The sequence below is a fragment of the Haloarcula halobia genome (assembly GCF_029338255.1).
Classification (GTDB): Archaea; Halobacteriota; Halobacteria; order Halobacteriales; family Haloarculaceae; genus Haloarcula; species Haloarcula halobia.
The window spans coordinates 3,301,143-3,314,076 of sequence record NZ_CP119787.1 but is presented as its reverse complement, the minus strand read 5'-3'; the positions used below and the strand labels follow the sequence as shown (position 1 = coordinate 3,314,076).

Here is a 12,934-nt window from a genome sequence, read left to right as displayed (position 1 = left end):
CCATACGAGGTGCAACGAGTGGTGCGGGAAAGTTCTTCCGGCAGGAGACGCCGACTGTGGCTACTTCTGTCGCGTCCCCGCCGTGGGCGCGAACTCCGCCACCCAGGTTCGGACTTCGACGAACTCGACGTGTCGCCTGACGAGGTACCACGGCGTGACGAGGACGGCCCCGAGCGCGTTAGCGTAGGCGTCCCCAAGCGAGAAGTACCGGTTCGGGATCAGCGACTGGCCGAACTCGATGCCGACGCCGTAGACGACGACGAGGCCGACGACGAGGAGTGCACGCCGTCGCATCGACTGGTTCCAGTCCGTCGTGGCGTAGACGCCGGTTCCCGCGAGGACGGCGTAGGCGACGAAGTGGCGCCACTTGTCGAGTGGCAGGAGCTCGGGTTTGCCAGCGTCGATGACCGTCTCCGGCGGCACCGTCAGAATCGACGTGTAGAAGATGAACCCGGCGATGCCGACGACGAAACTCCAGCGGAGCCAACGTGGCAGGAGTGGCACTCGAATCGTCATGCTCTGTGGATGGCCGGTTGTTTACAGAACGGGTATGTATAGTCTGTGACTCGTGCTCAGGGCCCTTGAAAACGGTCGAAACCCCGTCAATAGGCCCTGAAACCCTCGGTATCGAGGTAGTTGTGTGCGACCGTGATGGCGTGGTCGGCGTGGAGCGCCCGCGGGCCCAGTGAGACGCGTTGGTCGGCGTAATCTACGAGCAGGTCTGCTTCGCTCGCCTCGAAGTCGTGGTGGTCCGAGAGGACGAACACCGGATTCTCGGGCGGTTCGATGTCGACCACGGGGGCGCCGTCTTCGTGGAGCTGGACGACCGTCCCACGGGCGGCGACGTCCTCGATGGTCCCCTCGAACCCACGGCGCGTCAGGGCGACGCCCGGTGACGTCTCGACCGGCATGTGGCCGATGGCCTCTGCACGCTCTTCGAGGGCGTTGCGAACGAGGGCGGCCGTCGAGCGCTCGTCGGGATTGAGTCGCCGGAGGTCGCGCCCGTCGAAGGTTACCGTGTACTCGTCGCCGAGGACGAGGTGGGTGCGGACGTCTTTCCGGATGTCGTGGCTCAGGAAGAAGGCGCTGTTGACACAGCGACAGAGCACGTCCAGGCGACCGGCGGCCCCGGCGAGGTCGTCCAGCGAGAAGTCGGGTGTGGTGGGTGCGTCGTGACCGACGACGACGAACTGGCGCATATCTGCCCGACCAAGGCACCGTCCCCGCATACATCCACTGGTTGAGCCGTGTGGTTTGTCGCGGTGACCGCCCACTGCTCCCGTCCCGTAGGTCTCTGCGGACTGGGGCTGACTCTCCTGTTGCTATCTCATAGAACAATTTGTGGCGCCGTCGCTGTGTGCAAGAGTTGGCTCGGCTCGTCTGCGGCTCTCTGTCCTGTCTCACTCTGTGCTCTGGCCTGTCGGTCTATCTGGTCGAGTACCCTCACGACTTTCACTCCCTCGCTTGGATCTATCGGTACCGGTGTATCGGATTCGATCGACGCCACGAACCTGCGAATCAGATTGTAGTGTCCCGGTGCGGGGTATTTGCTCCCCTCCGAGGTGACGTCTCTGGCGTAGTCGATGGCGTTCTCTACCGTCCCTTTCGTGAGCTGGCCGGCGGCGCCGAAATTGTCGAGGACCATCGAGAACGGCGACCGGTCGAGTGTATCGTACGTGACTGCCGAGTAGTTGAACAGGTCGACGACAGCCATCTTCTCGCTTCCGGTGATGATGATCGACTTCCCGGGGAGTGCCCGTTCTGTCACGTGGATGCTCCCGAACCGGTCCCCGTCGGCGACCTGGACGCTGGCCCCCATGAGTGTCCCGTCGTCGGTCAGGTCGACGTTCACACAGGGATCGGAGACGTCGTCGAAGAAGTGGGTGACAAGATACGTCGGGTGCGGGAGTCGGTCGCCGATCGGGCCACCGTGCGACTCGTCCACCCACGACCGGTCTTTCCCCGGGATGTCGTCAGGGTTCGGGGCGCCGCCGATGAAAGACCTGACGCTGTGGATGGTGCCGTACTCGCCTGCGTAGACGTCGTCTAATACTTCCTCCATCGGGTCGAAAAAGAGGTTGTTGTGGACGACGCTGAGTTTCTGTCCGGTTTCCTCGGCTACGCTAATCATCGATTCACACTCTCCTTCGGTCATCGCCATCGGCTTCTCTACGAGCACGTGTGCACCCGCGCGGAGCGCAGAAACCGTCAGGTCCGCGTGGGTGAACGGCGGTGTGTTCACGTGGACCACGTCTGGCGTCGCCTCGACCGCTGTCTCTGGGTCCGTGTACCACTCGACGCCGTACTTGCTGCCGATGGTACGGGCGCTGTCGGCGTCCACATCCGCCACCCAGGCCAGCTCGACCTCGTCGATCGCTTCGATGACCGGGAAGTGGTAGTTCTTCGAGGCGTAGCCACAGCCGATGACGCCGATTTTCAACATCGGCGTCCCTCCTCGACGCTGGGCAGGCCGCCAGTCGGACGTTCGGTACTCGGTGCGTCGTCGTCCCCGGCAAATGGTATCGTGGTATCGGTCATGGATGCTGTATTAGGTCCCAGATCGTGGCGTGTCATTCGTACTGTGTCGTCCTCGGGATGCCCTCTGGACGCTGCTTCCCCGGGCCGCTCTGCGTTGCCCGCTGCTCCAAGTAGGTCGAACGCGACGTTCGAGTCCCACCGCCACGTCCCGGCTCCTGTTTCGGCTGCTGGTGTTCGAGCAGGTCGCTGAGTCCCTTTCGGAGCCCGATCTGTGGTGACCAGTCGGTCTCTCGTTCGATGCGGTCGATGTCGGCCTCGGTGGGGTCGGTCGCTCTCGCGGACTCGCGACGCCTCCTGTTCGATTTCGATGTCGGACTCGAGGGCCGAGCCGACGGCTTCGGCGACCTCCTGCACCGACCACGCCTTCCCGGAGCCGACGTTGAACGCTCTCGGCGCCGATTCGTCGAGGTCCGCCAGCGCCATCAGCGCACGCGTGACGTCGTCGACGTGGACGAAATCCCGTCTCGGCGAGAGATTCCCGAGCTCGATCGTTTCACTCCCGTCGCGGATCTGTTCCAAGATCGCGGGGATGAGGTGCGGATTCGTCTCCTGTGGGCCGTAGACGTTGAAGAGCCGAGCGGAGACGGTCGTCACCTCCGACTCGGTCCCGAGCCGGTTCGCGAGGTCCTCACCGACCAGTTTCGTTTTGCCGTAGACGTCCATCGGGTCGGGAGTGACGTCTTCCGACAGCGCCCGCTCTCTGGACGGATAGACCGCTGCGGACGACGTGTTCACCACTGTCTCGACCGTCGAGATCTCCTTTACGGACTCGAAAAGGTTTCGCGTCCCCATGATGTTGACGTCGAACGCCTCGCCCGGGTTCTCGTTACAGTACGGGACGTAGTGGATCGCGGCCAGGTGGAAGATCTCGTGTGGGTCGAACCCCTCGAGCGCTGTCTCGAGGGTATCCGAACGAAGGTCCAGTTCGCTGAATTCGGCGGCCTGTGGAACGAATTCGTTCCGTCCGGTTTCGAGTGAGTCGATGACGAGCACGTCACGCCCGTCGGAAAGTAGTCGTTCCGTGAGCTATGAACCGATGAAACCGGCACCCCCGGTTACCACCGCTCTCGTTTCGGCAGTTGCCATAGCGGATGAAAATTTCAGCAGATACCCATTGGTATGTACAACTTTCGCGGAGTGCCCGTGCAGCGTCTCACGCTAGATCCCGGTATTTATCGGCTAATTGGTCGACGATCCGGTCCCAATCGTGGCGCTTTCCGAACTCCCGTGCGTCGGTCGCCAGGTCGGCCCGTGCCGTCTCGTCGGTCAGCACGTGTTCGATGCGGTCGGCGAAGGCTTCAGGTGTGGGCTCGACGACGAACCCGTTCACACCGTCGTCGACGACCGCTGTTCCGCCGTTCTCCTCGTAATCGGCGACGATCGCGGGGATGCCACACGCGTTCGCCTCGAGAATCGTGTTGGGGAACCCCTCCCGCTCCGAGGGCAACACGAAGACCGTCGCCGACTTGATGATCCCGACGACGTCGTCGTCCGCTTCGACGAAGCCGCGGAAAGTGACCTGCTCCGCGACGCCCACCTCGCAGGCATGTGCCTCTAGACGCTCGCGTTCCGGGCCGTCGCCGACGATTGTACACGACACGTCGGCCGTCGAGGAGGCAGTGATCTGTGCCACCGCATCCAACAGTAGATCGACGTTCTTGTGTTCCGAGAGCCGGCCGACGTACACGATGTCCGGATCAGCGTCGGATTCGGGGACCGCTTGGAGGCCGTCGAAGTCCACGCCGTTCGGAACCACCGAGACGTTCGACCGCCGCCCGATACCGCGAAGGTCCTCCTGGATCGCGCCCGAAATCGAGACGATCTCGTCCGGTAACCTGACAGTAATCTGTTCTATCGACCGCCCGAACACGCCCTTGTAGCCGAGATAGTCCATCCAGTATTGGTCCCAGACCTCGTACCACGTCACGACCAGCGAGGACCCGGTCAGAGTCTCGTGGAGGGATGAGACGAATATCGGGAAGTAGGGGAACTGCTGACAGTCGATGACGTCGAACTCCTCGGACAGCAACGGTCGGGCCAGGTGCAGCGAGAACTGTATCGCTTGCGTGATCGACCGACGGCCGTCGGTGTAGAGGTCGTAAGGTTCACACACCCCGTGGAGGACCACCCCCTCTCGTTCGATGACGGCCGGCCCGTCCCAGTACTTCATCCCGAACATGTGGATCTCGTGGTCCGACGCGAGTCGGCGAGCGATCTCCCACACCCGCTTCTGTGCCCCACCCTTCTCCCAGGGATAGACAGCATCGTAGACGAACGCGATCTTCACGGTGAACCACGCCCAGCGATGATCGTGTAGTCTGCTCCGATCGATGCCTGTGAGAGTCGTTCCTGGATCACTACCGGTGGTTGTTGAAACGCGAGGCTCCCCCCCGTATTCCAACGTCTCGAGGTTCCCCGTCCCAACCCGACGTCGGACAGACCACACTGGTGGGCCGCCGACGAGTGCACCGATCGACTCATGTCTGTGTCGGTTGGGACGGGGGCCGACAACCCCTTTTGTAATACCGCTCCCTTTCGACGGCCAGGGCCGGAGTGGACAGTACTGCTCATTGCCGGTCGATCAGTGTGAGAAAAAACGAATTGAAGACCGTCTGTAGCCCGATGACCACGACCGTCGACGCAAGTAGTAACGCTCCAATGGTTGAGGAACCGACCGTCTCGATGGCATCGCTCTGACCCATCACGTGGCCGAACCACGCGAGGCCGAGGCCAGCCACTATGATGCCACCGAGGAGCACCTGTTCCAGCTGGAACCGATGTCGGACGTTCTCTATGAGCCGGTTGTCCGTATTTTGAATCGGATCCCCTGCGATGGAGCTGAAAAGCGCGAGCGCCAGGATCTGGTACCCGACGAGCGTGGCCACCACCCCGCTCATCAGCGTCCCCAGGCCGAACGTCACACTCCCGAGAGTTATCCCTACGAGCGACAGCGCAATCAGGACTACCCCGGCCGTCACGGCACCGATTGCCGGATAGGCAAATAGGTAGTCGGGAGCGTTGACGAGCATGAACCGAACGTGTCGCCAGCCGTCTCGGAAGCTCTCAAGCGTCTCTTCGCCCTCACGCTCGTGGTAGACAATCGGGACCTCGGCGATTTCGAGCCCCTTCGCCCCGGCCTCCATTATCATCTCGCTGGCGAACTCCATACCGTTCGATCGTAGATCGAGCGTTTCGAGCGCCTCCCGCGAAAACACTCTGAATCCACTGTGAGCGTCGCTAACGCCTGCTCCGTAGAAACTGTTGAGGAACTTGGTCAACAGCGGATTCCCGATGTGCTTGTGCAACGTCGGCATCGACCCCTTCTCGATTGTTCCCTTCAATCGACTACCCATACAGATGTCCGCATCGCCGTTCCGGACGGGTTCGAGTAGCCGTGGAATTGATTCGAAGTCGTACGTCGTGTCCGCGTCGCCCATCACGATGTACTCCCCTCGTGTCCGGTCGAAGGCGTACCGATAGGCGTAGCCGTATCCGTACTGATCCGGCGTGACGACCCTCGCACCGAGGCTACGTGCTATCGTCGGTGTTCGGTCCGTCGAACTGTCACTCACGACGATCTCCGTGTATATCTCGAGCGCTTCGATTGCCGTCCGAATCCGCCTGACACACTCGACGATACCCTCCTCCTCGTTGAGTGTCGGCATTACGACGCTCATCTCCGGTTCCGCATCGCTCTGCGGCGTGACCAGATACCCACTGCCCCCCATTTGGCCGTCGACCGGTTCGCGCCCATCATGGGCGATGTCTTCTTTTGACATGTGCGGTAAACTTAGAAAAGTTAATGAATCATCACTTTGATGAGGGGGGATCTATACTTCCAGAACGAACAGAACCGGTCCCACTGACCTCTAACCTCGGAAACATATTGTAGATTTATTCTATCCTCTTAGATAATGGTAATATTCACCATACTACCGAAACAATGTCTTAACGGACTACTACGATGAGATTACTGGGTTCTAGAGGGGCTGTTTGCCGGCGGAGAGGACACGTGAGTGCCTTGTTGAAGGCCTTCGGGACACTATGACAGATATATTTAATATCGAATAGTCTTGATTGGGGGGGTCTGCCAGTACGACCCGGATAGCTGCTGGGTCCCGTAAATGATGCGTTATTGGCGAGTGTTCTCCACGCGCGCTATATTTAACCGGCAGTCCCCGAATAAAGCTCTTCTATTCGGGTGTGGGATATCCGGACGGGGGACCGCGAGAGATCTGCTCTCTTGCAGTACTGATTAGACTACATGTAGGTGGTGGCTCTCACTGGTCGGTCACTCTGCGGAGAATGGGCCGGCGCTCCAGTCCACGTTCCAACTCCGATTTCGCGGGTCCTGCCGGGCACGCCTACCGGCGTGCCGGGCGGGCTTCCACGGAACACCAGCGCTAACCGTGAGGCGGTTGCCTCGGTCCGGGCATGCGGCGCTCCCTTCGGTCGCGCCGTTCCGGGCTTCCGAGCCCCCGGGCCACCCTGGCAACGCCATCCACCGTGGCCGTACGGAATCCCCGTGGATCGGAGCGCAAGGCTGAGCAAACCATGGAACCCAACGACTCCGGCGATCTCGAACCACTGACTCCAGAGGACGGCGTCTCGATGTACAAACAAGACCGACGTGACGAGGTTTCAGAAGCCACGCTCCAGTCGCATGGCTACCGGCTTCAGCGATTCGTCGAATGGTGCGACGAGCGGGATATCGAGAACCTGAACGAAATCACCGGCCGGGACACCCATCGATTCAAGCTCTACCGGAAAGCCGAGGTGAGCCCACCCACCCTGAAGAGCCAGATGGACACGCTCCGCGTGTTCCTCCGATTTTGCGAAGACATCGACGCGGTACGGGACGGCGTCGCCGAATCAGTGACGAGTCCGACGTTAGACGCCAACGAGAAACAGAGCGGCGACATCCTTCCCTCAAAGCGGGCCGCAGACCTTCTCGCGTATCTCGACAAGTACGAGTACGCGACCCACGAGCATGTGATCGCACGGTTACTCTGGGAATCCGGCGCGCGCACTGGCTCACTCCTGGCAATCGACCTCGACGACGTGCGCCTCAGAAACGCGTACATCGAAATCCGCCACCGTCCCGATACCGGAACGCCGCTGAAGAACGGAGCGCACGGCGAGCGGGATATCGCATTGTCGTCGCAGCTGGTCGGCGTGTTACGCGACTACATCGAGGAACAGCGCCCGGAGGTGACTGACGAGCACGGACGGAAGCCCCTGTTGGCGACTGGGCATGGCCGGATGACGACGAACACGTTTCGCTACTATACGTACCAGCTGACCCGCCCGTGTGTGGCCGGAGAGGAATGTCCGCATGACCGAGATCCTGAAGAGTGCGACGCGCGGGACCGACGGTACGAGGCGAGTAAATGTCCGTCATCGCGGTCGCCGCACGCGCTTCGGCGTGGCGCGATCACGCATTTCCTATCAGAAGACGTGCCCGATACAGTTGTGTCCGACAGAATGAACGTAAGCAAGGAAACACTCGATGAGCACTATGACGCGCGATCGTCACGGCAGAAAATGAACCAGCGGCGCGAACACCTGCCCAGTTTTGACTAGGCAGGACTTGGAATAGCTGAACTGTACTTATTTATAATCAATTCGAGATACCCAAACTGTTGTCAATAAGACAATACCAGCGAATAGTTGTATGTGTAGTTCTCTAACTTTAGACGACTATCATTTGTGACCCGGGTTTCCAACTCCGGAACCGAATCAAATACTGTCTCCACTCGCCGCTTCTCGCTCTCGGTGTCAACAACGCGGACAATAAAGTAGTCCCCGGAGTGATTCTGCGCATCCCTATGCTCGAGACCGCTCAATTCGAATGTCCGACTCTCAGCAGCTGCCGACTTGACCTCCACTAAGGCTCGTGCATTAGCAGTGATTGACTCAACTAACAGTTCGTCCTCTTTGCGCCGCAGCGAAGCCCCAGTGACGAGGATATCACAATGAGGGTCGCTCTTATCTGGAACGAAAGCGATCTGGATCTCTTGAGTCTCACCATCGTGTTCCCCCCTAAGACAGAATCCGCTCTGGATTTCCTCACTTTCTGGGTTCGCGTCGAAGGCCTCCTCGAGTAGCTCCTTCAAATAGTCCATAACGAATTCTTCACCTTGACGGCCAACCGTATTCGCTCGCGTCCCACCCCCGCCTGAATTCCCCTGGTCCGTGGGCGTTGTTGGGCTGAGATCATCCTCATCGAAACTAGTACCCGTCGATTCCTCGGAACTAGATCCCTCCTTCTTCGTGTCGTCTCTCTCTTCTACTTCGGCGGTCACATCTCCCATCTCAACCGAATCCTGCGAACCACTTGAAGTGGTGATATTGGTCACTTGAATCGAAGTATCTTCGACCTCAGGACTCCGGTCGGAAGTATCGTCTATTAGGGTACCAGAATTAGCCCCTTGGCTGGTCTCTTCTTCAACATCTCCAGCCATTTCCTCTGTCTGCCGCATGACCTCCTCGTTCTTTTTCGCCTCTGAACTTTCAGTCGTATCAGCGGCAATTGGGATCCGTGAAATATCTTCACCCTCCAGATATGCATCGATTAGCTCTGGAGGCTTACCTACAGCCCCCTTTACAAATTCAACAAACGCGTTCTTGTCAGCGCCTGTCAGGTCAAGAGTTGCTGCAAGCGCATCGACGAGGTCGAGTCGAGCAGCCTCTGCATCCTTGATAAGGATATGTTCATTCTCCTCATCTATGTAGACCGTTACTTCATGCCCGTCTACTCGCTGTTGGCTTTTGAGACGGTATTCACAGGTGATGCGGGTTACCTGCTGAAGAGTGTAATCTGCGACAGAAACGAGACGTTCTGCCGCTTGCATCGCATCTCGATCCCTGAGGACACTGTTCCCGACCTCAAGACTTTGGGCGAAATCATCGTACAGGATTCGATTTTCTTCTTCATATGGCGGATCTGTGACAGTCTGCTCCATCGCCTCTTCCAATGCATCAGCATCAAGGATCGCCGTCAAGGAGTCAATTATCTCGTCACGATCGAACCGTTGGTCGTATGAAGGAAACGCAACAGCATTTGCTATTGAATCGGGGAGTCTCTCAGTTACTCCTTCCCGTCGAGCAACATACTCGATTTCGTCGTACGGAACAAGAGACTCATTCGCATTTGGGATCAAGCCTGTTTCCCTGAGCTTTGTAGCAATATCCGTGGCATCCTGCTCGGGAGAGTCATCACGGACTACCCGACGAACAATTTCGCGCCACGCCTCCTCGATAGCCGACCAACGCTGCTCGTCGGCGTATTGGAAGAACTCAATATAGGTGTCCAGTGTCGGCTCTGGCGGGATATCAAGTACCTCTACCAGCAAATCGTGTAGACCCCGGTAGTAGGTGTTGATTGGGACGATATACTCTCCCAACCCCTCGCTCCATGCAACTCGCTCGGGCGTCCGGAATTCCGGATCCGCCTCAGGGATGTAAATAAATGGACAATCCTGAAGCTCATCGGATAACTGCGATTTTTCGTCCTCAGAAGCTGTTTCTACCTGATCGGCTAAAGAATGCAGATGCGATCGAATCTCAGAATCAACCGCATCAGAATCTCGTTCTGTGCGCTCGGCAACCGCCTGCTCAATGCCGATTTTATGTTCAGTGATCCCAACATCATCTCTTACGTTCAATAGATTGTAAAGTTCCGATGAGATGTCCGCAACGGACTCAGCGAGCAACGTTACGTCCGCTCGTTCTGTGACAGAATTATGCTCAAATAGATGACTCGGCTGATAGAGTTCTCCATCCTCTCCAGGAAGCCACTCGGTAGATCGTAGGAAGCGAGTGAACGTCGTCGGGCACTTGCTTGTCTCCGTCCTCGTCGCGTATCCATTATCACTGACCGAGAAGTAATACTCCCGATACGCAGCATCTTGGTAGACCTCTTCCCAATTCGCATCAAGCATCCTAGCGAATTCAGCCCCTAAGTCCGGGTTCTCCTTGACCACTTCCTGGAACCGTTTCTCGAACGAACTCGAAAAGGCCCAATCGACGAGTCCATGACGAGCATCCGTCGAACGCATCCAAGAACAGCCCCGTCCACCATACGGAACCGTATCTTTGTCTTTCCGGACATCAGTTCCTTCATCGTCGTGTTCGGTCAGGAATTCACGAATCTCGGCGGCCGACTGGAATGTCTCTTTCGTACACTGGTCGGCGTCTTTGGAAACCGGAATATAGTTCTGAACTCCAAGATCAACGAAGAACGTTCGCCAACTCTCCGTGTCCGTTTCTGTTTCCTCGGAGACTCGCTCAAGGTAGGATTCACTAACAGCCTTTTTGTCAGATAGAGTACTGAAGAGAAGAGTTGAGCGGTAGCGGCCTTCATTATACGCGGTTGGGAGATAGAGTGATTCAGGCTCTACATACGTGCCATCGTTCGCTCGTAGCCTGATCTCAGAAGCGTCAAGATGTCTTCGAGCATGGTCACGGACGTACTCGAGGTAATCATCTAACGTCTCATCGGGAAGCTCTCCGGGGCTCGAAAACGCTTCGTTGATGACGTCTCGAACGATATCTCGATGAGTGAGTTCCTCAATACCCAATCGATCCGCAAGCAGGTCCTGAACCCGTCCTGTCGTTGTGTCTGAGATGGTTTGAGAACGCAGCTCTGCAACCAAATCGCCACTCAACAGGTCTAACTCGTCATAGAACGCTTCGTAAACCGATTCATCCTGTCGGGCTGGCCGATATATAGTATCTCCTGCTTCGGTCAGCGTATGTCGCCCCTCCAACTCGGTCCGTCCTTGGAATGAAAATACTGGCAGCGATTCCAAAGCGGCTATTGTCCGCTCGATCTCCGCTTTTTCCTCCTCTCTATACGAATTAAGACCATCCAGATACCTCTCGACCGCGGCCAAGAGCTCAACGATGTCGGACACTTCGAGGCTCTGCAAGAGATCCATATCCGAAAGCTCCTCGAGCGTTTCCGCCATCGAGAGCGATTGAGTCCTGTCCAGCACCTCTAAGCGTTCGTAATATCGGTCTTCAAGATCCTCTTCCGGGTGGACCTCAGCGTCAGAATACGCTTGTGCAAACTCACCGAGCGGAAGAAGCGGGCGCAACTCTTCTGGAAGGATCACTACGTCTTCCGGTCGGTAGACATCTCCAGATGCAACAGGAACGATTTCCTGTCTTGAGACAGATTCTCTGGTTCGCTTTAGGAGCGGGTCGAGATAGGAAGGCCGGTCTTCTGCAAGGTCCGGGACCAGTTCCAGCAATGCCTCAGGGGCAATATCATCAGCCTTGAATTCAGAGATTGCCGTTTCAACGAGTCCCCCTGCTACTGAGAGGAACCGTTCGTTCAACGGATGTCCCGGACGAATCTCTTCTCGATTAGACTTCAATAGGAAATCAGCCTGAACATCGAACGGGAGAAGGGTATCATTGCTGGCAGGGAAATAACAGAAGAGCCGACTATCTTGGTGTGACACTGGGGCACCCTCATCGGAAACCGGAATGGCGACTGTGACCTCCAATTCTACGTTTCGTTCCTCAAGATCTGCGGCGTTGAACTCTCGTTCGTCTGCCAACATCTCAAAAACCTCAGAATCGGTCGTTAATGATTCCGAGAAGAGTCGATATCGGGCAACGGTACGAACGGAATTGTCCTCCGGGACTCGTTCTTGAATAGTGCGGGTATTACCTCCCGTCTCAATACGTTCGTAGATCCTGGTTTCCCCATCAACCTCAACACGAATGGATTCCAGATTATTCAGGAATGGCAGAAGTCGGTCTATCGATTCCAGTTTGCTTCTGAGCGTTTCCCAACGCGTCTCTGATAAGTCGTCAGCGAATGGAAGCCGTATCCGCGTACCATCTACGTACTCGCCTGAATCTGAAATCGGCAGCTCCGAATCCGACTTGTCGTATTTGAAGCTCGTGTATCCGGTTTCTATGCGTGGACTGTCGGTTACACTGAAAACGGTCTTGAAGCCGATACCGAAATGGCCGATGTAAGAAAGATCGTGCTTGGTGCTTCTTGTGAACTCCCCGAGCGCAGCGATTTCGGCTTCAGTCATTCGCTCACCGTGGTTGGTAACGACCAATGCATCATCTGTGAGCTGTAGAGTAGCCTCTGTACAGTCTCCACCCACGTCGTCTGCATTTTGTAGCAGTTCGGGGATGACCTGAGAGGCGTCGTCTAAACTCTCCAAAATCCTTTCCTGCATCCGTTGGAACTTCGCAACTTCCTCGTCGGGTGTCGCCGTACGCTGAGCCTGCCGATATCCGCGTATTTCCTCTATCAGTTGCTCCGCGTCGCGCTCAGAGGATGGAGGTACGTCAGAAAATTGGCTTCTATCAGCCTGTGAATCCATAGCCCGATTCAAGAATCGGCTATGATTAAATGTTAATGGGT

7 protein-coding genes and 1 pseudogene are annotated in these 12,934 nt (G+C 57.4%); 1 reads left to right on the top strand and 7 read right to left on the bottom strand.

What is annotated here, in order from left to right; translation table 11 throughout:
- Window positions 1-60: 60 nt before the first annotated feature.
- The 6 genes and pseudogenes from P1K88_RS17400 to P1K88_RS17375 all read right to left on the bottom strand — a co-directional run bounded on the left by P1K88_RS17400 (window position 61) and on the right by P1K88_RS17375 (window position 6,317).
- Entirely contained in the window at window positions 61-516 is a 456-nt protein-coding gene (locus P1K88_RS17400) for a VanZ family protein (protein ID WP_276411537.1), read from the bottom strand.
- A gap of 86 nt (window positions 517-602) precedes the next feature.
- Window positions 603-1,199 carry a tRNA (pseudouridine(54)-N(1))-methyltransferase TrmY gene (trmY, locus tag P1K88_RS17395; protein ID WP_276411533.1) on the bottom strand — a complete coding sequence of 199 codons (597 nt, stop codon included), beginning with the start codon at window positions 1,197-1,199 and terminating at the stop codon, window positions 603-605.
- Window positions 1,200-1,327: 128 nt separating this feature from the next.
- Window positions 1,328-2,443 (bottom strand): Gfo/Idh/MocA family protein, encoded by a 1,116-nt coding sequence (locus tag P1K88_RS17390; protein WP_276411531.1) that lies wholly within the window; start codon window positions 2,441-2,443, stop codon window positions 1,328-1,330.
- Window positions 2,437-3,552, bottom strand: a pseudogene (locus P1K88_RS17385) (NAD-dependent epimerase/dehydratase family protein); the annotation flags it as partial. The pseudogene P1K88_RS17385 and the gene P1K88_RS17390, both read right to left, overlap by 7 nt.
- A 139-nt stretch (window positions 3,553-3,691) precedes the next feature.
- Complete coding sequence (locus tag P1K88_RS17380) at window positions 3,692-4,825, bottom strand: glycosyltransferase family 4 protein (RefSeq protein ID WP_276411528.1); 1,134 nt, start codon at window positions 4,823-4,825, stop codon at window positions 3,692-3,694.
- A 280-nt stretch (window positions 4,826-5,105) separates the two neighbouring features.
- On the bottom strand, window positions 5,106-6,317 hold the full coding sequence (locus P1K88_RS17375; protein ID WP_276411527.1) for a DPM/DPG synthase family glycosyltransferase: 1,212 nt from the start codon (window positions 6,315-6,317) through the stop codon (window positions 5,106-5,108).
- 775 nt (window positions 6,318-7,092) lie between these two features.
- Here P1K88_RS17375 and P1K88_RS17370 point away from each other — a divergent pair.
- Entirely contained in the window at window positions 7,093-8,121 is a 1,029-nt protein-coding gene (locus P1K88_RS17370; RefSeq protein ID WP_276411525.1) for a tyrosine-type recombinase/integrase, read from the top strand.
- 62 nt (window positions 8,122-8,183) lie between these two features.
- Here the strand turns inward: P1K88_RS17370 and P1K88_RS17365 are convergent, their stop codons facing one another.
- Window positions 8,184-12,893 (bottom strand): ATP-binding protein, encoded by a 4,710-nt coding sequence (locus P1K88_RS17365; protein WP_276411524.1) that lies wholly within the window; start codon window positions 12,891-12,893, stop codon window positions 8,184-8,186.
- Window positions 12,894-12,934: the final 41 nt, after the last annotated feature.

What these genes read in the sequence shown, in the direction of transcription:
- P1K88_RS17400 (WP_276411537.1), bottom strand. Translation starts at nt 516, where the DNA reads ATGACGATTCGAGTGCCACTCCTGCCACGTTGGCTCCGCTGGAGTTTC.
- trmY (WP_276411533.1), bottom strand. Translation starts at nt 1,199, where the DNA reads ATGCGCCAGTTCGTCGTCGTCGGTCACGACGCACCCACCACACCCGAC.
- P1K88_RS17390 (WP_276411531.1), bottom strand. Translation starts at nt 2,443, where the DNA reads ATGTTGAAAATCGGCGTCATCGGCTGTGGCTACGCCTCGAAGAACTAC.
- P1K88_RS17375 (WP_276411527.1), bottom strand. Translation starts at nt 6,317, where the DNA reads ATGTCAAAAGAAGACATCGCCCATGATGGGCGCGAACCGGTCGACGGC.
- P1K88_RS17370 (WP_276411525.1), top strand. Translation starts at nt 7,093, where the DNA reads ATGGAACCCAACGACTCCGGCGATCTCGAACCACTGACTCCAGAGGAC.
- P1K88_RS17365 (WP_276411524.1), bottom strand. Translation starts at nt 12,893, where the DNA reads ATGGATTCACAGGCTGATAGAAGCCAATTTTCTGACGTACCTCCATCC.